This window comes from Azovibrio restrictus DSM 23866 (genome assembly GCF_000429665.1).
GTDB lineage: Bacteria > Pseudomonadota > Gammaproteobacteria > Burkholderiales > Rhodocyclaceae > Azovibrio > Azovibrio restrictus.
Genome location: NZ_AUCH01000007.1, coordinates 104,390 through 125,099, shown reverse-complemented (window position 1 = coordinate 125,099; position 20,710 = coordinate 104,390). Strand labels below are relative to the sequence as shown.

23 protein-coding genes are annotated in these 20,710 nt (G+C 67.3%); 7 read left to right on the top strand and 16 right to left on the bottom strand.

Features of this window, described 5'->3' with window-relative positions; all coding sequences use genetic code 11:
- Window positions 1-7 precede the first annotated feature (7 nt).
- From G474_RS0108950 to G474_RS0108920, 6 genes are all read right to left on the bottom strand, one after another.
- Window positions 8-1,909 (bottom strand): B12-binding domain-containing radical SAM protein, encoded by a 1,902-nt coding sequence (locus G474_RS0108950; RefSeq protein ID WP_425386876.1) that lies wholly within the window; start codon window positions 1,907-1,909, stop codon window positions 8-10.
- Window positions 1,910-1,985: 76 nt separating this feature from the next.
- Window positions 1,986-2,186, bottom strand: coding sequence for a tautomerase family protein (locus G474_RS0108945; RefSeq protein ID WP_026686668.1), 201 nt, complete (start codon window positions 2,184-2,186; stop codon window positions 1,986-1,988).
- Between the two features lie 10 nt (window positions 2,187-2,196).
- Window positions 2,197-2,421 carry a hypothetical protein gene (locus G474_RS0108940; RefSeq protein ID WP_026686667.1) on the bottom strand — a complete coding sequence of 75 codons (225 nt, stop codon included), beginning with the start codon at window positions 2,419-2,421 and terminating at the stop codon, window positions 2,197-2,199.
- Between the two features lie 13 nt (window positions 2,422-2,434).
- A complete protein-coding gene (locus tag G474_RS0108935; protein WP_026686666.1) occupies window positions 2,435-2,725 on the bottom strand; it encodes a DUF1330 domain-containing protein in 291 nt (96 codons plus the stop codon).
- 110 nt (window positions 2,726-2,835) lie between these two features.
- Window positions 2,836-3,423, bottom strand: coding sequence for a DUF998 domain-containing protein (locus tag G474_RS0108930; RefSeq protein WP_084513681.1), 588 nt, complete (start codon window positions 3,421-3,423; stop codon window positions 2,836-2,838).
- A 180-nt stretch (window positions 3,424-3,603) separates the two neighbouring features.
- Window positions 3,604-3,783 (bottom strand): hypothetical protein, encoded by a 180-nt coding sequence (locus G474_RS0108920; protein WP_026686663.1) that lies wholly within the window; start codon window positions 3,781-3,783, stop codon window positions 3,604-3,606.
- Window positions 3,784-4,132: 349 nt separating this feature from the next.
- On the opposite strand from G474_RS0108920, the gene G474_RS0108915 reads away from it, so the two are divergent.
- From G474_RS0108915 to G474_RS0108895, 5 genes are all read left to right on the top strand, one after another.
- The gene (locus G474_RS0108915) at window positions 4,133-4,774 is read left to right on the top strand and encodes a CPBP family intramembrane glutamic endopeptidase (RefSeq protein ID WP_026686662.1); all 642 of its coding nucleotides are present in this window, start codon (window positions 4,133-4,135) and stop codon (window positions 4,772-4,774) included.
- Window positions 4,775-5,046: 272 nt separating this feature from the next.
- Window positions 5,047-6,066 (top strand): WD40/YVTN/BNR-like repeat-containing protein, encoded by a 1,020-nt coding sequence (locus G474_RS23910; RefSeq protein ID WP_211228087.1) that lies wholly within the window; start codon window positions 5,047-5,049, stop codon window positions 6,064-6,066.
- Window positions 6,067-6,210: 144 nt separating this feature from the next.
- A complete protein-coding gene (locus G474_RS0108905; protein ID WP_156919212.1) occupies window positions 6,211-6,762 on the top strand; it encodes a hypothetical protein in 552 nt (183 codons plus the stop codon).
- 66 nt (window positions 6,763-6,828) lie between these two features.
- The gene (locus G474_RS23335; RefSeq protein ID WP_156919211.1) at window positions 6,829-7,917 is read left to right on the top strand and encodes a hypothetical protein; all 1,089 of its coding nucleotides are present in this window, start codon (window positions 6,829-6,831) and stop codon (window positions 7,915-7,917) included.
- Between the two features lie 55 nt (window positions 7,918-7,972).
- Window positions 7,973-8,476, top strand: coding sequence for a hypothetical protein (locus G474_RS0108895; protein WP_156919210.1), 504 nt, complete (start codon window positions 7,973-7,975; stop codon window positions 8,474-8,476).
- On the opposite strand, the gene G474_RS20240 is transcribed toward G474_RS0108895, so the two are convergent.
- Entirely contained in the window at window positions 8,463-8,945 is a 483-nt protein-coding gene (locus tag G474_RS20240) for an RrF2 family transcriptional regulator (RefSeq protein ID WP_051282177.1), read from the bottom strand. The two genes, G474_RS0108895 and G474_RS20240, sit on opposite strands and share 14 nt — an antisense overlap.
- 119 nt (window positions 8,946-9,064) lie before the next feature.
- Between G474_RS20240 and ccoG the strand changes: the two genes are divergently transcribed.
- Entirely contained in the window at window positions 9,065-10,480 is a 1,416-nt protein-coding gene (gene ccoG, locus G474_RS0108885; RefSeq protein ID WP_026686658.1) for a cytochrome c oxidase accessory protein CcoG, read from the top strand.
- Between the two features lie 51 nt (window positions 10,481-10,531).
- Complete coding sequence (locus G474_RS0108880; protein ID WP_026686657.1) at window positions 10,532-11,140, top strand: hypothetical protein; 609 nt, start codon at window positions 10,532-10,534, stop codon at window positions 11,138-11,140.
- Window positions 11,141-11,149: 9 nt separating this feature from the next.
- On the opposite strand, the gene trmA is transcribed toward G474_RS0108880, so the two are convergent.
- The 9 genes from trmA to G474_RS0108830 form a co-directional block, all read right to left on the bottom strand.
- A complete protein-coding gene (gene trmA / locus G474_RS0108875; protein WP_026686656.1) occupies window positions 11,150-12,241 on the bottom strand; it encodes a tRNA (uridine(54)-C5)-methyltransferase TrmA in 1,092 nt (363 codons plus the stop codon).
- 287 nt (window positions 12,242-12,528) lie between these two features.
- A complete protein-coding gene (ycaO, locus tag G474_RS0108870; protein ID WP_026686655.1) occupies window positions 12,529-14,259 on the bottom strand; it encodes a 30S ribosomal protein S12 methylthiotransferase accessory factor YcaO in 1,731 nt (576 codons plus the stop codon).
- A 260-nt stretch (window positions 14,260-14,519) separates the two neighbouring features.
- A complete protein-coding gene (locus G474_RS0108860) occupies window positions 14,520-14,909 on the bottom strand; it encodes a hemerythrin domain-containing protein (RefSeq protein ID WP_026686654.1) in 390 nt (129 codons plus the stop codon).
- A gap of 3 nt (window positions 14,910-14,912) precedes the next feature.
- A complete protein-coding gene (locus G474_RS0108855) occupies window positions 14,913-15,416 on the bottom strand; it encodes a hypothetical protein (RefSeq protein ID WP_211228086.1) in 504 nt (167 codons plus the stop codon).
- 74 nt (window positions 15,417-15,490) lie between these two features.
- A complete protein-coding gene (locus G474_RS20235; protein ID WP_051282176.1) occupies window positions 15,491-16,222 on the bottom strand; it encodes a DUF2894 domain-containing protein in 732 nt (243 codons plus the stop codon).
- Window positions 16,215-16,853, bottom strand: coding sequence for an OmpA family protein (locus G474_RS0108845; RefSeq protein WP_026686652.1), 639 nt, complete (start codon window positions 16,851-16,853; stop codon window positions 16,215-16,217). Before G474_RS0108845 ends, G474_RS20235 begins: the two co-directional genes overlap by 8 nt.
- Window positions 16,853-19,048 (bottom strand): DUF802 domain-containing protein, encoded by a 2,196-nt coding sequence (locus G474_RS0108840; RefSeq protein ID WP_026686651.1) that lies wholly within the window; start codon window positions 19,046-19,048, stop codon window positions 16,853-16,855. The genes G474_RS0108845 and G474_RS0108840 overlap by 1 nt, the downstream gene beginning before the upstream one ends.
- A complete protein-coding gene (locus G474_RS0108835; protein ID WP_026686650.1) occupies window positions 19,045-19,770 on the bottom strand; it encodes a DUF3348 family protein in 726 nt (241 codons plus the stop codon). The genes G474_RS0108840 and G474_RS0108835 overlap by 4 nt, the downstream gene beginning before the upstream one ends.
- 97 nt (window positions 19,771-19,867) lie before the next feature.
- On the bottom strand, window positions 19,868-20,530 hold the full coding sequence (locus G474_RS0108830; protein ID WP_026686649.1) for an MOSC domain-containing protein: 663 nt from the start codon (window positions 20,528-20,530) through the stop codon (window positions 19,868-19,870).
- Between the last annotated feature and the right edge of the window lie 180 nt (window positions 20,531-20,710).

The window sequence follows — 20,710 nt, the reverse complement described above, 5'->3', positions numbered from 1 at the left end:
GCCCGGTTCAGCTGCCGGCCAGGGCCCGGGCGATGCGGTTCCTGCCCACCGTGGGTTTGGGCACCCGGGTATCGAACCAGGCGCGCACGTCCTCGTCCAGGCCGATGCCGTGCATGTAGTTGTAGAGGGCCTTGTTGAGGCCCTGGCCCAGGAGGTCGTGATCCACCCCGGTGGGGTCGTTGAACTGCACGTCGTTCTTGGCAAATTTCCCCGGCGGCAGGGGGCGCAGGGTGATGCCGTATTCGGCGGGATTCATGCCCACCGGGGAATGCACGGTGCAGGCGAAGCGGTGAAAGAAGCCGGACTGGATGCAGCCTTCCTGGAACAGTTGGCGCACGTATTCCAGGGCATCCACGGTGTCCTGCACGGTCTGGGTGGGGAAGCCGTACATCAGGTAGGCATGCACCAGGATGCCCTGGTCGGAGAAGGCCCGGGTGACCCGGGCCACCTGTTCCACCGACACGCCCTTCTTCATCAGTTGCAGGAGCCGATCCGAGGCCACTTCCAGGCCGCCGGAGATGGCGATGCAGCCGCTTTCCGCCAGGAGTTCGCAGAGTTCCGGACTGAAGGATTTCTCGAAGCGGATGTTGCCCCACCAGGAGACGGCCAGGTTGCGTCGCAGGATTTCCTCGGCCAGGGCCCGGAGGGCCTTGGGGGGCGCCGCCTCGTCCACGAAGTGGAAGCCGGTCTGGCCGGTCTCGGCGATGATGGCCTCCATGCGGTCCGCCAGGAGGGCGGCGCCGGCCGTGTCGTAGCGGCCGATGTAGTCGAGGCTCACGTCGCAGAAGCTGCACTTCTTCCAGTAGCAGCCGTGGGCCACGGTGAGCTTGTTCCAGCGCCCGTCGGACCAGAGCCGGTGCATGGGGTTGAGCATGTCCAGCACCGAGAGGTAGCGGTCCAGGGGCAGGCCGTCCCAGGTGGGGGTGCCCACCTCGGCGAAAGGGATGTCCGGCTCGCCACTGTTGAAGTAGCGCACCTGGCCCTCGACCCGGGTGAAGGTGCGCACCAGATTGAGCCGGGGCCGCTTACCCTGCAGGTGTTCCAGCAGGGCCAGCAGGGGCCGCTCCCCGTCGTCCAGGCAGACGTAGTCGAAGTAGTCGAAGACCCGGGGTTCCGCCAGCTCCCGCAATTCGGTATTGACGTAGCCGCCCCCCAGCACCAGGGTCAGGTCCGGGTAGCGGGCCCGGATCGCCTGGGCCATGCGGAAGGCCCCATAGACCGAGCCGGGAAAGGGGGTGGAAAGCAGCACCAGGCTGGGCTGGTGACGCTCGATGGCGGCCAGGGTCAGGCGTTCCAGGGTCTCGTCCACCAGGGTGGGCGGCGCCGCCAGGGCCCGGGCCAGGGGGTCGAAGCTGGCCTGGCTCAGGGCCAGGGACTCGGCATAGCGGACGAATTCGAAGCGGGGGTCGGCCACCTCCCGCAGCAGGTCGGCCAGGTCGTTCAAGAACAGGGTGGCCAGGTGCCGGGCCCGGTCCTGGGTGCCCAGGGCGCCGAAGGCCCAGGCCAGGGGGTCCTCGCCCTCCTCGGCCAGGTAGGCGTCCAGGCTGTCGAAGCGAGGTCCCTCGGGCAGGAAGCTGCGGCTGGCGATGCGTAGCGCCATGGAGGGGTCGCGCCCCTGGAGGAAGGCTACCGCCGGATCGATGCGGCTGCGGTACAGGGGGAAATGCTGGAGAAAGCCCGCCGCCAGGGGCGAGCGTTCCTTCCTCGGCAGGGTTTCGATGCGGGCTTTGAGGGCGTCCAGCCCGGCGGGGGAGAAGAGTGCCAGCACCAGTTCCAGGGCGATGTCCGCCTGCATCGCCGCCACCCCCCGGGAACGCAGGAAGCCCGTCAGGTAGGCCGTGGACGGGTAGGGGGTGTTCAACTGCGTCATGGGCGGGATCAGCGCCAGGACGCGGGGAGAGCTGTGCATGGAAGCGGACATGGCAGGGGAGCTGGAGCGGGCCGGGGGGCGAGTTTACCAGCCCCGGCCCGGCCGGGTACTGCGGTTAGCCCTGCTGGCGTCTCCAGTCATCCGTGAGCAGGCCGGCGTAACCCCAGTCCTCCTCCTCGATTTCCTGGATCACCACGTGGGTGTGTTCGGGCCGCTTGCCCAGCACCCGGACCAGGGATGCGGTGACCTCCCGCACCAGTTCGGCTTTCTGGGCCCGGGTGGCGCCTTTGGTGATCTGGATGTTGACGTAGGGCATGGAAACTCCTTCATGGACGAGGGGGGCGGCGCGGCACCCGGCGCCAGACCCGGTAGGCGACCCAGGCCGGCAGCAGCAGCACCGCCAGCCAGCCCAGGGCCAGGACAGGCCCTTCCAGGCTGCGGGGCAGCAGCCCCCCGTGGGGGCCGGCCAGAATCTGCACGGCGAAGAAGGCCAGGGGACCGGTGACGGCCAGGGCGAACAGGTAGGCGAAAGCGACGGGCAGGTATCTCATGGGGATATCAGGCTCAACTCTCGTGCAGCATCAGATCCACCCGGGCCGCCCGCTGGCGCAGGGGCACCAGGGCCTGGTAGGCGGGCGAGTCGTGCCAGGCCCGGGCCTGTTCCGGATCGGCAAAACGGATGCAGACGATGTCCGTGTGGGGATGGCTGCCGGCCAGGGCCTGACCGAGCTGGCCGCGCAGCATCAGCTCGGCTGCGAAGGGGGCCAGGGTGTCCGGCACCCGGGCTTTGTATTCGGCCCATAACAGCGGGTCGAGGATGGTGATGTGGCCGACCACATAGGCAGCTTGAGACATGGCGGGATGCTCCGGGGCAGGTTTTCCGGGCCTGGACGGGCTCGTTGGGGTTTGCAGGAGGCGGGGGCCTGACGCGGTGTGCAACCATACCAGAGCACCGGAGTGAAGGTTTACCCGACAGGGCTAGCGGCTGGTGGGGAGGGCGCGCCTGGGCGGTCGAGACGCCAGGCTAGCAGCGCCAGCCAGCTGAGGAGCGCCAGGGCGGCCAGGCGCTGGGCCGTGCCGGCCGGGAGCAGGATGTCGCTCAGGGCGGTGCTGCCCAGCATGAGCAGGGCCGGGCCCCAGCAGCACAGGCGGGAGAGGGTATCCCCCAGGGTCGGGCAAAGCCGGGGCAGCAGGTACATGCCCAGAGCGGCAAGCACGAAGGCGGCAGCGATCCAGGCGATGTGCCAGTCGGCAGCGGTGGCGAGCGTGTGCCAGCCCGCGCCGCAGAAGCAGATGCCCGCCAGACCTGGCAAGGCCGCCAGGAACCAGGGAATGCGCCGCCGGTACAGATGCAGGGCATTGCCGATGCAGGCGAGGCCCAGGCTGACGAAGGCCGGCAGCATCCATTGGCCTCCAGGGCCCAGGGCCTGTTCGCTCATGTACTGCTGGCTGGGCTGGTAGCCGGCTTGAACTTCCTGCAAGCGGATCACGATGAGCGGAAAAGGCAGGAGGCAGCCCCAGGTGAGCCAGCCCAGCGCCCCCATGGGGCTCATCTCAGTGGCCCGCTCCGCAGCGGGGACAGCCAGGGGCGAGCAGCAGAGGCGGGCAATGGAGGAAACGTCGGAGGAAAAGCTGGGGGCGCATGGCAGCTCCCGGGAAGTCGAATTGTTCGGCAGTGTAGCCCGCCGCCGCCCGGCGGGCGAGCCAGGGGCGGCAGGGCAGCTCCTGGCGCGCTAGCCCGGCAGGTGATCCGCCTGGGCCAGGGGCGTGCCCCGGCGCAGGGCCTGGCGGGCCAGTTGGCGGGCGGTGCCGGGGGAGAGTTCGTCGAACCAGGCGGGCAGGTCGCCGAAGCGGCGCACGTAACCCTGCAGGGGGTCGGGTTGGACGAAGGGTAGTTCGAGGGTGATGACCATGGTGAGGCTCCTTGTTCCCCGGGGTGGAATCCGGCGTGGCCGGCTCCCGGGGGTGGAGCGAGCGACGCTTTAGCCAGTATTTGTGGGCCGCCCCGGCAAGTTATCGATTAAATCCGGCGGATGGCGGCATTCTCCCGACCCGGCGGCCCGGAGGGAAATGCTCTTTTGTTATTTCCTTATGTGTGGAAATCGCGGCCTGCTCCGGGCTGTCCATGCCATTTGATTGACATGCCGGGGCGCTTGCCTACAATCCCCGCCAGCCATCCGGCATCCCGGCGCGGCCCGGCATGGCCTGTCCCCGGTCTCTTTCATCCCCGGCAGGGCCGGGCCCCATGGGCGGGAGTTTGTCTTGAACCACACCCGAACCACCACCACGCCGGCCGAAGCTGCCTGGATCGTGATCCTCTGCTTTGGCTGGTTCATCCTGGCCTCCAGCCAGTCGGTGGCCGCCGGCTTCCAGAGCGGCGATTTTTCCGACAGCGCCATGCTGCCCACCCTCGCCATGGAAGTGCTCTGCGCCAGCATCGCCCTGCTCGTCCTGTACCGGCGCGGCTATGCCGTGACCAGCCTGTACCCGGCCCCCACCCCGGCCGGCATCGCCCTGGGCATCGGGCTCTACGGCGTCAGTCTGTATGCCTCCTGGCTGGCCGTCATGCCCTTTGTCAGCGGCTCCCCCCAACCCATAGACGAACTCATGGCCCGGGCCTCCATATCCTTGCCCACCATCGTCCTCTTTGCCCTGATCAACGGGGCCTACGAGGAAATCTTCCTGCTCGGCTTCCTGCTCCGGGGCCTGCGCGGCCATGGCCTGTCCATGGCCCTGGGCATTTCGCTCCTGGTGCGGGTTCTCTACCACCTCTATCAGGGGCCCCTGGGCGCGGTATCCGTCCTGGCCTTCGGCCTCGTCCTCAGCCTCTACTACATCCGCAGCGGCGCCCTCTTCCCCGCCGTCTTCGCCCATGTGCTTGCCGACATCGTTCCCTTCATGTGAAGCGCGGGGAGAAGCGAACCTGACCGGGGAAATGCTGGACAGACGGAGCAAGGAGAATATTGGGTGCAGCTGTTCAGTATCGCCAAATTGGAAAACCAGGCGAATCTTGTTTCTGGAGCTTCTGAATAAATGCGCCGCATGATGATGTGCTCGGCGGGGTGGAATTGGGGTTATTTTTGGTTTGGGTTTTTAGCGAATAGTTTGGTTGTTGGTGTCAATGTATTGTCAGTTTGTTCAACAAAGCTGGGTGATCGAAAAGGAGACTGTTGGTTATGGCTTACAAAAATAATTGTCTTTCGCTAGAAGATTATGAACGCAATTTTCGTGGGTATGGAATTAGAGATGCCGTAGTTCGTGACCGGAATATATTCTCTTTCATTCTGCTTCAGGATTGGGATTGTGATACTCCTCGTCCTTTTGAGGAGGAACTGAAAACCCGTTATGTCGCCTATTTTTCTGATGAAGGGCCATTGGGGCGCTGGGGAAGTGACGGTCTGTATGGTTTTGCAGGAATGATGGCGGGTGCGTCGCAGAAGCCGCTCTGGCAAAACATAAATATAGACCGGCTAGGCCAGGTCTATGTGAAAGGAAGTGGCGTTACTGAAATAGAAAATAAAATTCCTGGAGGAGGTGGCAAGGGCCCCATGCGGGGAGGTGTCCGGAGTTTGAAGCAGATCAATGGCTGGTTGTACGCTTCCGGGGGTGCCCGCAGTCTGTGCAAACGCTTGGGGCGCAATGACTGGGAAGAGATCGGCGTATTACCTCCCGAACGCAGGGGGGGCGGATTTGACGATTTTGATGGCTTCTCGGAAGCAGATATTTATGCAGCTGGAGGGCGGGGGGATGTCTGGCATTACGACGGAAGCGCTTGGCGGCAGCTGCCGTTTCCCTCGAAGATGTGGATAGAGTCAGTTTGCTGCGGGGCGGACGGCTACGTCTATATCGGCGCACAAAACGGCCATGTATTCCGCGGGCGCGGCAATCGGTGGGAGCACATTTATGAAGGTGATCTCAGCCTTCCCTTCAAGGATATGGTGTGGTTTGGTGATCGAATTTACGCAACTAATGATTACGGCTTGTGGGAAATAAAGGATGGCATCGTCGGCCGCAGCAGCGAACCGGCGGATATCACTATTTGTTCGGGAAACCTTTCGGTGGGGGATGGCGTGATGTTGCTGGCGGGACATTATGGCGCTGCCCTGCATGATGGAAATTCCTGGGTGCAGCTGTTCAGTATCGCCAAATTGGAAAATCAGGTGAGTCTTGCTTCTGGAGCAGAGGCTTCTGAATGACGGTGCCACATGGTGATTTGCTCATGGGTTTTAGCTCATTTTTTCCGTGCTTGTCGCTGGCGGCCACGGCGCGTCCACCTACGATGGTCAGCGCTGGGAAGTGTTGTTTGATGGCGGCGACTTTTGATATGCGGGGCCCATCACTTGAAGGCCGATGAACCTGGTTTGCTGCACTGGCTACGCCACGCCGGTGTCCCGGTGGCTCGCCCAGGCTTGCTGCTGGTGGCGTTGGCAGGGCTGCTGCTGACGACGCTGGCCTATCTGGGCCTGATGCTGACCGACGACACCTTCCTGGGGATCATGGAGAAGCACGGGGCGGATTCCAGCCTGACGCCCGAGGGCATGGCCCTGGTGCGTCGGGGTTTTATCGCCCAGTCCCTGTTTCTGAACGGCTTGCTGCTGGTCGGGTGGCTCGGGTTGGCCAGGGGCTGGCGCTTTGCCCGGCTTGTCTGGCTTCTGCTGCTCGGCTTGGTGGCCCTGGCTGATCTGTGGCGGCTCCTGCTGCCGGCCATTCCCTTGCTGGTGAGCCTGCTGCTTGGCACCCAACTCGGCGAGATTCCCCGGGAGCAATGGCTGCCGGTGTTGGCGCATCTGTCCGTGGCGGCCGCCTTTATCGTCCTTTCCTTCTTGCTGTTCCTGCCCCCCGCTGGCTGCTGGTACCGCGCCTTGCGCCAGGCGGCGGCACCAAAGTCCTGATCGGGCATGGGGCGTCTCGCGATGCTGCTACCAACCACTACGCCGACTTTCCAGGGAGCCAAAACGATGTTGATTGCACTCGAAGAATACAAGCGCCTTTTCAGGCGCGCATTTTTTCGCGATTGTGCTGTGCGAAGCAGAAATGCATTCATGTTCATCCGTGAAACAAGCCTTACAGATGCAGAGCTTGCAGAAGAGGAGGAGGGGGGCTACAACCCCGATCTGCGCCCAAAGGGAATTATTACGTACATTCGGGGCGTGCCGGAATTCCAGCCTGGAAACCAGTGGTTTATCAGTCCGCAATATGGCTGGGAAACCATCGTTCTGGGTTCTGCCTTGAAACCGCTGGATCAATCAGTCAGCGTTGAGCGGACCGCTGTTTTCCCTTCGATGGATCACCGGGTGTATGTCACGGGTAGCGGGCCTGCCTATCAGGATGAGTCTTTGGCCAGTATGTCCGACAAAACGGCCAAAGCCGGTATTGCGGTAACCCGTGGTGCGGTGACTCGCCTGAAGCAACTGGATGGCTGGCTTTATGGCTGCGGAAGCGGGCGTACGCTGTTCAAACGCCTGGACAAGGGCACCTGGGAGTCTTTCAGCCAGGATATTCCCCGGGTTCCCGACGAGCGGCACGTGGGGTCTTCCGAGGAAGGTTTCGAGGACTTTGATGGCTGGAGCGAAAGCGACATCTACGCGGTCGGCGGTTACGGGGATGTCTGGCACTTTGACGGCAAGGGCTGGCGCCAGATTCCGTTTCCCACCAAGGAGCCCCTGAAGTCGGTGTGTTGCGGCGGCGACGGCCAGGTCTATATCTCGGGCTATGAAGGCGTGACCTTTGTCGGCCGGGGCGATCGCTGGAAGAAGATTTTTGACGGGGGTATCTCCCTGGGCTTTCGTGACATGGTCTGGTACGAGGACCGGGTGTGGTGCACTTCCGACTACGGACTGTGGACCATTCATGAGGAACGGGTCGGCGTGGCAGATGTGCCGCCCACGGTTGCCGCCTGTGCGGGCCATCTTTCGGTGGGCGATGGAGTCCTGCTGCTGGCCGGCTACAGTGGTGCCGCCTTCCGGGAACGTGGCGCCTGGCAGCAGATCGTTTCCTTCCACACCATGGAAACCCTGCTCGATGCAGAGGCCCATGGGAGGGGCTGAGGCTTTGCGGGCTGTGGGTGTTGCCCTCTTCTGCAAATGCCGGCATGGGCTTTTCGTGACCATGGGGCAAGCCGACCTGCTCGCCATGCTCCTGTTTGCCGGGCCGGCGTCGGCCTGCGATTGGGAGCCCGGTTTCGAGCGTTCTCTCATGCCCATGTTCGTCGCCGCTTTTATTGCTGTCCTGCTGGCGGTATTGGTGCTTGCGGCGCTGCTTCGGGGCGGCTTGCATTTCCTGGCAGGTAAGGGCGCCGGGCTGTCGTTTCTTGCCCTGGCCGGGGTGGTGCTGGCGGCCGGCTTGTGCCTGCTGGGGATTCTGGTGCTGCCTCATTTTCAAGCCGTTTTTGCTGACATGGGAGTGGATCTGCCTGCCCATACCGCCCTGCTCATGTCGTTCCGCTATCTGCTGGTGCTTCCCCTGGCCTGGCTTGCCCTGCGCATGGTCCAGGGGAGTTTTGCCGCGGCTGATCGCCGGCAGCACGGGCGCTTTCTGCTGTTCGAACTGGTGCTCCTGGCCCTGGTGCTCTGGTCCGCCTATGCGCCGATCTTCAAGCTCTGTTGAAGGTTTCCGTCGCGCTGCTGCCTGATTCATCGTCCTCCAGCTCTGCGCCCACGGCCTGGTTCAGGGCTTCCGGGTCGTCCAGCAGGTCTGCCAGGGTGTAGCCGTCCAGGACCAGGAACAGGGCGGCCAGGGCTTCGTGCAGGATGCCTTTCAGGCGGCAGGGGGCCTGGATGCGGCAGGTGCAGCCATCGCCCAGGCACTCGGCCAGGGCAAAGTCGGTTTCGCTCTGGCGTATCACTTCCCCCAGCCCGATGGCCCCGGGCTCCCGGGCCAGGCGGATGCCGCCGCCCTTGCCGCGCAGGCTTTCCACGTAGCCGGCCCGGGCCAGCTGCTGCACCACCTTCATCAGGTGGTTTTCGGAGATGGCGTGGGCCCGGGCGATTTCGGCGATGGTGGCGAGCCGGTCGCTTTCCAGGCCCAGGTACATGAGGACCCGCAGGCTGTAGTCGGAGAAGGTGCTGAGGCGCATGGGTGTAAAAGGGGTATTTGTTTTATTGATTATGGCCCCGGAGCTCGCTAGAATAAACATGCATTTTTTGTGCATCTTTAAACCGGCGCCCAGGCGCTGCCAGTTACCTGCGAGCGCCCATGTCCCAGCGGCCCCCGAAAGTCATCCCCATTCAGCCCGAGGCCAGCCAGGCCCTGTTCAAGAGTGAGCCCAAGGTGCATCCCCGTTCGGTGACGGGGATTTTCAACAACTGGCGCTGGATCATGGTCTGGGTCACCCAGATCATCTTCTACGGGCTCTGCTGGCTGCCCTGGAACGGGCGCCAGGCGGTGCTCTTCGATCTGGAGGCCCGGCGCTTCTACCTGTTCGACCTGGTGCTCTGGCCCCAGGACACCATCTACCTGGCGATTCTGCTGGTGCTCTCGGCCTTGGCCCTGTTCCTGTTCACCGCCGTGGCGGGGCGGCTGTGGTGCGGCTACACCTGCCCCCAGACCGTGTATACGGAAATCTTCCTGTGGGTGGAAAAGCTGCTGGAGGGGGAGCGGCCCCAGCGCATCAAGCTGGATGCGGCCCCCTGGAGCGCCGACAAGCTGCGCCGCAAGGTGGCCAAGCACGGCATCTGGATCGCCTTTTCCCTGTGGACCGGCTTCACCTTCGTGGGCTATTTCACCCCCATCCGCAACCTGCTGGCGGCCACCTCCAGCTTTACCCTGGGCCCCTGGGAGATTTTCTGGGTGCTGTTCTACGGGGGTTTCACCTACGGTTTTGCCGGTTTCCTGCGCGAGCAGATGTGCAAGTACATCTGCCCCTATGCCCGCTTCCAGTTCGTGATGTTCGATGCGGACACCCTGATCATCACCTATGACGAGGCCCGGGGCGAGCCCCGGGGCAGCCGCTCCAGAAAGGCGGAACCGGCCAGCCTGGGCTTGGGGAGCTGCATAGACTGCGGCATCTGCGTCCAGGTCTGCCCCACGGGCATCGACATCAGGAACGGCATCCAGGCCGAGTGCATCGGTTGCGCCGCCTGCATCGACGCCTGCGATCAGGTGATGGACCAGATGCACTACCCCCGTGGCCTGATCCGCTATTCCACCGAAAACGCCCTGCAGCAGCGCCTGGGCCGGGCCGAGATCATCCGCCGCGCCTTCCGGCCCCGCACCCTGATCTATGGGGCCGTGTTCTTCTGCCTCACCCTGGCCACGGCCTGGTCCCTGGCCACCCGGGTGCCCCTCAAGGTGGAGGTGGAGCGGGACCGCTCGGTGCTGGCCCGGGAGGTGGAAGGCGGCATGGTGGAAAACGTGTTCCGGCTCCAGCTCAGCAATGCCAGCGAGGCGCCGCGCCGCTTCCAGGTCCGGGTCGAAGGGCTGCCGGGCATGCAGCTGGCCGAGCCCCTGGAACTCCAGGTGGCGGCGGCGGGCAATGCCGAGGCCACTGTACGGGTGCGGGTTCCCCCCGAGGCCGCCCCGGCCGGGGGGCAGCCCATGCGCTTCCTGATCACCGATCTGGACGACCCCGGGGTGGCGGTGGCCGAAAAAGCCAGTTTCTGGATGCCCTGAGTTTCTGCCTGCCGGGCTTTTGCGCGGCCGGCCTGTTGCGAGGAATTGACCATGTCCCATCCTGACTTCTTTGACAGCGTGCCGCGTCTGGCGCTGTTCGATCCCCTGGCGGCCCTGCTGGGCGCCAGCAGCGACGGGCGGCTGGAATACGGTTACCTGGACGCGGTGCGGCTGGCCGGCCATTCCTGCCCCACGGTGGCTTCGGCCTACTGGCTCACCTGCCGCGCCCTGGGGCTGTTGTACGGGGAGCAGCTGCCCGAGCGGGGCGCCATCCGGGTCTCGTTCCGGGGGCGGCGGGAGGAAGGGGTGACCGGGGTCATGGGGGCCGTGGTTTCCCTGCTGACCGGGGCGGCGGGGGAGGAGGGCTTCAAAGGCTTGGGCGGGCTGGGCGTGCGCCGGGGGCTGCTCAGCTTCGGGGCGGACATTCCCCTGGCCCTGCGGTTCGAGCGGCTCGACGGGGGCGGCCGGGTGGAGGCGGAGGCCCATCCCCAGCAGGTGCCGGCGGACCCGGCCATGGGGGAGCTGCTCCAGGCGGTCCTGGCGGATGCGGCCGGCCCCGCCGAGCGCCAGCGTTTTGCCCGGCTCTGGCAGGAGCGGGTGGGATTGCTCCTGGGGGCCTACCGGGACGATCCCCGGGTGTTCGTGCTGCAGCCGGGCTGAGGTGGGGCCTCAGCTGCGGCGCTGCAGCAGCAGGCCGGTTTCCAGGTGATGGGTGTAGGGGAACTGGTCGAACACGGCGGCGGCGGCGATCCGGTGGCTGTCCGCCAGGGCCCGGGCGTTGTCGAGCAGGGTCTGGGGATTGCAGGAGATGTAGAGGATGTACGGGAAGCCCCGGGCCAGCTCCAGGGTGGCCGGGTCCAGGCCGCTCCGGGGCGGGTCCACGAACAGGGTGCTGAAACGGTGGGCGGCCAGGTCGATCTGGCGCAGCCGTTCAAAGCTTTCCCGGCCGGCCAGGGCAGCGCTGATCTCCTCGCTGGCCATGCGCACCAGGGCCACGTTGCCGGCCCCGTTCAGCTCCCGGTTGTACTGGGCGGCGTGGATCGAGGTCTTGCTCACCTCGGTGGCCAGGACCCGCTCGAACAGGGGCGCCAGGGCCAGGGTGAAATTGCCGTTGCCGCAGTAGAGTTCGAGCAGGTCGCCTCCCAGAGGGCGGGCCTGGCTCCTGGCCCAGCCCAGCATCTGCAGGTTCACCCCGCCGTTGGGTTGGCTGAAGCCACCTTCGAACTGCCGGTAGCGCAGCTGGCGGCCTTCCAGCTCGAATGCTTCCTGCACCCAGTCCCGCTCCAGCACCAGCTTCTGGCCCCGGCTGCGGCCGATCACCGCGATCCCCAATTGCGCCGCCAGGGTCCGGGCCGCTTCCTCCCAGGCCGCATCCAGGCTGCGCTTGTAGATCAGGGTGACCAGCATGTCGCCGCTCAGGGTGGTGAGGAACTCCACCGCGTAGAAATTCCGGTTCAGTCGCTCGCTGGCCAGGATGCCCTCCCGCAGGCGCGGCATCAGGGCGCAGATGGCGGCGCTGGCGGCGGGGAAATCGCGCATCAGGATGGGCCGCCGGGGAGCGTCGGGATCGAACATGGCGTATTCCCAGCTGCCCCCCTGGTGCCAGATGCGGAACTCGGCCCGCAGGCGGTAATGCAGCGGTGCCGAGGCGAACACCTGGGGTTCGGGCAGCCCCAGGGGAGCGAAATCCTCCCGGAAGCGGGCCACCTTGGCAGCCAGTTGCGACGGGTAGAGGGCGGGATCGATGCAGGGCAGGGGCATGGCAGGCAGGAACGGCAAAGACGGGAGACGGGGAACGGGAACGACAAAACCAGGGCGGATTATCCCGAAAACCCGCCACGGAGGCACAAGGAGATGGAAAGCACCGTGAACACAGACCTCAGCCAGGGCCGCGGGGTCTCCGGCAAGTTCTTGTTTTTCCTCTGTGTCTCCGTGCTGCAGTGGTCAAACCAGGGCTTTGACATCAGCCCGGAACATCAGCCCCAAAGCCCCGGCCCAGGAACACCGGGACCGGGGATGGAGCGGGCAGCTCCGGTAGGGGCGGCGCTTCAGGCCAGCTGCGGATGGACCTTGACGTACTGGGCCAGCAGGCTCTGGTGCAGGGCGCAGCCGGCCAGCTCCAGGCCCGGGGAGGGCAGGCCGAAGAAGCGCAGTTCCCCGTCGATCAGGTCGGCGGCCAGGTCCAGGGTTTCGTCCCCGTACAGGCTCACCAGGGCCGTCTCGCAGCTGTCCGGGTCCTCCAGCTCCAGCAGGGTGGCGATGCAGCGGTACACCCGGCGGCGGCCCTCGTCCAGCTGTTCGAACTGGCGTATCCACTCGCAGCCTTCCAGCACCGCCTCCTCGTCGCCGATGGCCAGGGCCAGCAGGGTCTTCAGCTCACCGACGCGCAGGTCGGCCCAGAGGCTGTCCGGGTCCGGGGCCAGGCCGATCAGGGCAGCCACCGGGCGCTCGTCGGCGATGTTCATGGCGTTCAGGGTGTCGAGCACCTGGGCGCATTGTTCATCGTCCAGTTCCGCCAGGTGCAGGATGGCCGGGCGCAGGGCGGCGCCGTTGCTGTTGTTCTCCCACTCCAGGTCGTCCACCGGGTAAATCTCGGACATGCCCGGCACCAGGATGCGGCAGGCGTACACCCCCAGGTGCTCGAAGTCGGCCACGTAGATGTCGAAGCCGTCCTCCTGGATGGCGGCGCACAGCCAGGCGTAGTCCTCCCCGGTGCTGCCCTGTTCCAGGTCGTTGAAATTCCACTCGGTGAATTCGAAGTCGGGCCGGTCGGTGAAGAAGTTCCAATGGACGATGCCGCTGGAGTCCACGAAATGGATTTCCAGGTTGGGGCCGCTGGCCACCTCGTCCAGCTCCAGGCCCGGGGGCGGGAAGCCGTCCAGGGCCTCCAGGGCGCGGCCCTGGAGCAGTTCCGTGAGAGCCCGTTCCAGGGCCACCTCGAAGCGGGGATGGGCGCCGAAGCTGGCGAACACCCCCTGGTCCCGGGGATTGAGCAGGGTGACGCACATGACCGGGTAGCGTCCTCCCAGGGAGGCGTCCTTGACCAGGATGCCGAAACCCGCCTGGCGCAGGCTGTCGATGCCGGCGGCGATGCCCGGGTGACGCGCCAGCACCGCTTCCGGCACGTCGGGGAGGCAGAGCCCCTCGGCAATCACCTTGAACTTCACGTGGCGTTCGAGGATTTCCGACAGGGCCTGGGCCCGGGCTTCGTTCTGGCTGTTGCCCGCCGCCATGCCGTTGGAGACATAGAGGTTGCTGATGATGTTCACCGGGAACAGGACCTGGGCCCCGTCCCCCAGGCGCTCATAGGGGATGGCGCAGATGCCGCGCCCGTAGTGGCCGGTGTTGAGGTCCACCAGGGCTTCCGCCGGGATGTTGCCTTCCGGGTTGTAGAAGGCCTGCAGCTTGGGGGTGAGCAGCTCGGCGGGCCAGGCGGTGCCGGTCACGGGCAGCCAGCGTTCCCGGGGATAGTGGGCGAATTCCTGGTTGGCGATGCCCTCGCCCAGGTAGTAGTGGTTCCAGAAATAGTTGCAGGACAGGCGTTCGAAGAACTCCCCCAGGGCGCTGGCCAGGGCTGCGGGCCGGCTGGCGCCCTTGCCGTTGGTGTACATCAGGGGGCAGTCCCGGTTGCGCAGGTGCACCGACCAGACCCCGGGCACCGGGTTGAGCCAGGAGCATTCCTCCACCTGGATGTTCAGGGCCGCCAGCCGGGCCTGCAGGGTGGCGATGCTGTGTTCCAGGGAGGCGTCCTTGCCGGGGATGAAATGTTCGTTCTGCATGGGGAAATCCTGTCGGGGCCCGGTCCGGCGGCGGGCCGGCGGGCGTGTGGCGAGGCCGGCAGTGTAAGGCCCCTCGGGGCCCGGCGGGGATTTATCCTTAAAACCTCAGTTAAACCACAGAGGCACAGAGACGCCGAGGAAAAACAAAGACTTGTCCTGGAAGGCCAGGTCACTTTCCAGGTGAGCGCAGAAGATAATGCAAGCCATTGTTTTTTTGAACTTCTCTGTGTCTTTGTGTCTCTGTGGTGAGGTTTTTAGGTTTATTGTGCCGCCCCGTCGTCCGGGGTCAGGGCTTCCACGGCCGGGAACAGCTGGCGCTCCTCGAAGCGCACGTGGGCTTCCAGGCGCTCGGCCAGGGCCGCCAGGGTGGCCGGCTGGGGCGGTGCGGCCAGGAGGGCGCGCAGCTCCCGGTGTTCGGCCAGGAGCCGGCTGGCCAGCGCCTGGTGCGTCGGACCGGCGGCGTTGAGGCGCGGCAGGAGCAGGGCTTCTTCGGCGGCAAAGTGGCGCTGCAGCTCCCGGGCCTGGTCCGCCAGTTCTTCCAGCAGGCTGGCCGGCGGGGCGGCCGTGCCCAGGGCGCGCAGGTGGCGCACCAGCTTCAGGCTGGCGTGATGTTCCCGGGAAAAGTCGAGCAGCAGGGCGGTGCGGCGCATGGTTCAGGCTCCCGGGGTCCAGCCGTGGGCGCCGGCCACGGCGGCAGCGGTGGTGAGCAGGCTGAGCCCCAGCAGCAGCCAGTGCAGGCGCGCCAGCAGGGTCATGGGCAGGGCCGGGTGCCGGGCGGCCAGCCGGCGCAGCAGCTTGTGGAAGAACAGGGGTTCCACCACGAACAGCAGCAGGGAGAACAGCAGGTAGATGGCCAGCATGGCGTGCATCCAGCCGTAACCGGGGCTCTGGAAGCGGAACCAGAGCTCCAGCTTCCAGGTCAGGTAGAGGCCGCTCAGGCCCACCAGCTGGGTGGTCCAGCGGGCCTGGCGGCCGAAGCTGCGCTCGTAACGTTCGAATTCGGCCAGCTGCGCCGCCACGGGAAAGTCCCGGCGGATGGCCGGCAGCAGGGTGGTGGTGACAAAGGCGACGCCGCCGATCCAGAGCACCACGCCCAGCACGTGCAGGGCCCGGGCGAGCCAGAGGGTGTCCAGGGTATCCATCTCGACCTCTTCCATGAGCGGTCCCCAGTATCGGCGGGGCGGCGCTTGCCCGGCCTTGATCCGGCTCAAATTTTGCCGATGCCCCGGAATCAGCCGCGCCGGCTGCTGCGGCGCCGGCGTTCGCCGTCGGCGGGCTTGCGCGGCGGCGGGTTGCGGCCGGCATCTAGCTGGTCCAGGTGGAGGAGGGTTTCGGCGTAGGGGATGAAGTGGCGCAGGTAGGCCGGGGTCTGGTCGCGCATCCAGCGCAGGGCCTGGACCAGCAGGTACTGGGAGTTGAAGGGGCCGGCGTTTTCCGGCAGGGACTGGATGGCCCGGGTGAGCTGCTGCTCCAGGCTCAGGGCCGACCAGTTGCCCTGGAAATGCTGGAGGGACTTGAGTTCCGGCTGGGGCGCCGGGCCCGCATCCGGGAGCGCCGGGCCGGCCTGGGGCCGCGTATCCGGCAGGCCGTTGAGCCGGGCCAGCAGCTCTGCCAGGGGGCTGGGGGAGGCTGCCGACGCGGCCAGCTGCTGTTCCAGGGCGCGGAACTCCCCGGCCTGGAGCAGGGCTTCCAGGGCCGGGGCCGCCTGGGGCCGGGCCGCCAGGCGCTGGCGGGCGGCTTCACGGTCCCGGGCGAAGGCGGCCTGGGTGCTGTCTACGGCTTGCGTCAGGCGAGCCAGGCCGCGCTGCCGGGCCGGGCCGGAGAGGGCGCCGCAGCGGCGCTCCAGGGCGTTCAGGAAGGCCAGCCGCACCGGGTTCCAGCCCTGGCCCCCGGCTGCCGCCAGAGCCTCGATGCGGGCTTTGCTGCGGGCCTGGAGCTCGTCCAGGGCGGCTGCCTCAGTCATGGGGCTGGGCCGGGGCCGAGCGGGGCACCGGCGCCATTTCCACCCGCCGGTTGCGGGCCCGGCCCTGGGGATCGTCGTTGGAAGCCACCGGCTGCTGGGCGCCGAAGGCCGCCGCGAAGATGGCGTCGGCGGGGACGCCGGTCTCGATCAGGGCCCGGGTCACCGTCAGGGCGCGCTGGGCCGAGAGCTCCCAGTTGTCGGCGAACTGGTGGTTGCTGCCCCGCACCGGCATGTCGTCGGTGAAGCCGCTCACCATCAGCATCTCGTTGCGGGTGCCCAGGTAGGCGGCCAGGGGACCGGCCAGGGTCTGCAGCAGCTGCCGGCCTTCGGGTTGCAGCTGGTCGGAGTTGAGGGCGAACAGCACGCTGCCGCTGATGCCGATCTTGCCGTTGTCCAGGGTCACCCGCCCCGAGGCCAGAGGGCCGGCCAGGGCCTTTTCCAGGGCCTGGCGCCGCTGTTCCTCCTGCTGGCGCTTGTGGATTTCCGCCTCCAGGCTGGAGACCAGTTCCAGCTGCACGCCCAGGACGCCCACCAGGATCAGCACGAAGGCGCCCAGCAGGCCGGACATCAGGTCCCCGAACACGGCCCAGACCGGGGCCGCGTGGTCGATGCCGGCGTCGATCTCGTTCATCAGCTGTCCTTCCCGGCCGGCTGGCCCTGGAGCTCGGCCACGATGCGCTGCTGGGACATCAGGCTCAGGTCGATGATCTCCCGGGCCTGGGCCACGTAGTAGGCCAGCTGTTCGTCGCTGCGGGCCACGGATTTGCCCAGGGCGGCCTGCATCTGCTCCAGGCTGCCCAGCAGTTTCTGGCTGGATTCATGGAAGAGCTGCACCGCCAGGCCGAAGGCTTCGCCCAGGCTGGCCACTTCCACGGCGCCGCCGCGCAGCTCGGCGGCCGCCTCCTGGAGGCTGTCGGCTTCGGCCGCCAGCTGGGCCCCGAAGCGGCTGCCCGCCTGTTCCAGGGTGCTGGCGGCGGCGCTCACCAGGGCGTCGATGGCGCCCCGCTGTTCCCGGGAGGCGTGGTTGATGGCGTCCAGCAGGGTGCCCAGGGTGGCCATGATGCGGCTGCGCTCCTCCAGCAGCTGCTGGTCCCGCACCAGGCTGGCGGACAGTTCCTGGCGCAGCTCGCCGATCACTTCGGCGGCGGCCTGGGGCGCGGCGGACGCCGTGGCCATCAGTTCTTCCACCCGGGCGATCAGGGCCTCGGCCTGGGTCCGGCTTTGCTGCTGCATGGCCGTGGCCGTCTGTTCCAGGGTCCGGCAGATCTGCTCCTGGCGGGCCAGGGTCTGTTCCCCGGCTTCCCGCCAGGTGTGCTGCAGGGCGGCGGCCATGCTTTCCAGGGTCTGGCTCAGGGTGCTCTGGCGCGCTTCGTCCCCGGCTGCCAGCCGGGCCTGCCAGCCGGCCTGGCTGTCCTGCAGGCGCTGGAGCAGTTCCTCCGTGCCCCGGGCGAAGCTGCCGGCCAGCTGTTCCCGTTCGCTGGCCAGGGCCGCGGCCAGTTCGGCCTGCTGGTGCGCCTGGCCGGCCAGGGCTTCGGTCCAGGTCCGGGCCACCTGGGTGACGCTGGCGTCGAAACGGCTGGAAAGGCCGTCCAGCTGGCTGGCCACTGCCGCCGTCAGGTCCTGGTGCAGCTGGCTCGTGGCGCCGTGCAGCTGGCGCTGCTGCTCGGCCTGCTCGGTCCGCAGGGCGGCGTGGGTTTCCGCCACCGTGGTGAGCAGGGTCGCCGCTTGCCGGGCAAAGCCCTCGGCGTGGCCGGCCAGGGTGCGGCCCAGTTCCTCATTGAGGCGCGCCGCGTGGTTTTCCTGCAGGGCCAGGGCAGCGGCCCAGCTGTCGCTGGCGCGCTGGACGCTCTCCCCGAAGCGGCTGGAGATGCCTTCCACCTGCTGTTCCACGGCCTGGCCCAGCCGCTCGTGCAGGCGGCTGCCTTCCCGGGCCAGGCCTTCCAGGGTCCGGGTCACCAGGGGTTCCAGGGTGGCGCCGGCGATGCGGGTGCTGTCTTCCAGGGTGCTGCGGATGGCGGCCTGGACCGAGCCGGCCAGGTCGGTGTACAGGGCCTGGGTGTCCTGCTGGAAGCGGGCCTGGCCCGCCAGCAGCTGTTCGCTCCACTGCTGGTTCTGCGCCTGCAACTGCTGCATCAGGGCCTGGAGCTGGGCCGCCACTCCGGGCAGGGCCTGGCTCTGCTGCTGCAGGGCCTTGAAGCTTTCCTCCCGCTGGTAGGCCAGGGAGTAGGGACGCAGCACCGTGGCCGTGGCCGTGTCCAGACGCTGGGCGGTCTGCAGCCGGGCCCGCCGGCAGAGGGTGGACATCAGGCCGAGCATGGCCGAGGCGGCGACACCGGCCACCGAGGTGCCGAAGGCGAAGCCCAGGCCCTTGACCGGGGCGGCCAGGGAGGCGCGGATGGTCTGCAGGTCGGTGGTGTTTTCCAGGGCCAGGACGGCGCCGTTCAGGGTGACCACCATGCCCAGGAAGGTGCCGAGCATGCCCAGCAGCACCAGGAGGCCCACCAGATAGGGGGTCAGGGTGGGGCCGGGCAGCCCCGTCCGTTCCCCTTCGATGCGCTGGCGCACCGGGTTCTGCAGGGCCGGGGGGACCCGGGCCAGCCAGGGCTCCAGGCTTTCCAGGGCGGCGGGGATCGCCGCCAGGGCCTGGTCCAGGGCGGTGGTGGCCTGCTGATAGCGCCGCAGTTCCAGGGCGCCGATGCAGTACACGGCGCCGATCACCAGGGTCATGAGCAGGGCCAGGGGGCTGCTGCCCAGATATCCGGCCCCTATCCAGGCCACGGGGAGCAGGCCCAGCACGAAGGCGGCCACACAGAGATTCCGGTTCATGGGGAGTCGTTTTCCTCTTCTGCTATTGCTTCGATCAGGCCGGTCACCGGCAGCAGGCGGAATTCCAGTTCCGCCTGCAGTACCGCCTGCAGTTCCGCGCTGCTGCGCCGCAGCCAGCCGCCCGGCTGCATCCCGTCCAGGGCCGTGCCGGCGGCTTCCCGGGCCTGGGCAAAACGCCGGGCGAGCAGCAGGGGCAGGGTGCCCAGCAGCTGCCGCTCCCGGGGGGCCAGGATCTGTTCCAGGCTGGCATCCAGGGCCGCCAGGCGCTGCAGGACCGGGCCGCCCCGGGCCGCCTGGGCCCGGGCCCGGGCCCGCAGGGGCGGGATGCTGTTTTCCATTTCCCGCTGCCAGGCCAGGTAGTAGCGGTGGTAGGGGGTGAAATCGGCAGCCTGCTCCGGGCTCTCCTGGGGGCCGGGCTGGGGCAGGCGGATTCGCCACGGGTTGGGCTCCTGGGCCTCGCTGCCCAGGGCCGCCCCCATGCTACTGCGCAGCTGTTCCAGCTCCTGCTGCAGGGGATGGCGCTGGGGGCCTTGCCCGGCGGCGGGGCCGGCCTGGGCGTGCAGGACCGTATAGAGGCTGGTGGCATCGGCCAGGTCCAGCCACTGGCCCAGCTGTTCGGCCAGGGAGGCGGCCCTGTCCGGGGCCTCGGCCAGGGCCAGGCGGGACAGGATGCGTACCAGTCCGGAGCTGGAAAAACCGATGCCAGGCTGTTGCCGCGCCATGTCCGTGATCGAAGCTCGACTTGAAAAAGGGCGCAAGGCTACTACAAAGCCCGGGCTTGGTGACAGGCCCGCGCCAGCCGGGGCCTGGCGGGGTGGTTCAGATGCCGCCGTGCTGGCGCAGCCACTCGGCCCGCTGGCGGTGGCGGGCCGCCTTGTCCGGCGCCAGCCCCGGGGCGGCGGCGATGCGGGCCAGCTGTTCCGGGTCCGGCCGATGGGCCTGGGTGAGGCGCCAGTAGCGGGCCAGGTCCAGCTCGGGATTGGGGCGCTCCTCCAGGATGATGGCGTCTCCGGCCGCCAGCAGGCCGGGCTCCAGGACCCGGTAATACCAACCGGTGATGCCCTGTTCCGCCACGAACAGGGAGGCCCCTTCCACGTCCAGGCGGTGGTTGATCTTCCAGCAGGGGGTGCGGGGCTGGCTGACCTGGAGCAGGGCGGTGCCGATCCGGTAGATGTCGCCGATATGCACCGTGCTTTCGTCCAGTCCGGTGCTGGAGAGGTTCTCCCCCAGGGTGCCCGGACCGGCCCAGTCCAGCTGGGGCCAGCGTTCGGCCAGGGTGGCATAGTGCCCGGCCGGATAGTGATGCACGGCCTTCTCCGGTCCCCCGTGGTAGCGGGGGTCTCCCTGGCGGTCTCCTGCCAGGCCCTGCAGGCCCAGGGCCACCGGGGCCCGGGTGGCTTCCTTGAAAATGCCCGAGAGCTGGCCTTCCGGGGGCAGGGGGCGCAGGCCGCCGATGAACAGGGCGTCGAGGATGGTGCTCATGCCGGGTTCCTCCATCAAAGGAGGGGGAGCATAGGGCCTGGCCGCCCTTTGCGCCACCCGGGCCTGGCCTCGTACTGTGCAGCCCAGGCCCGGCAAGCGCCCACCAGAAAAAGCGGGGCGCTGATTTCCGTCTGCATGGCAGAGCGGTCTGGGGCTGGCCACGGAGGCTGCCAGGATTGC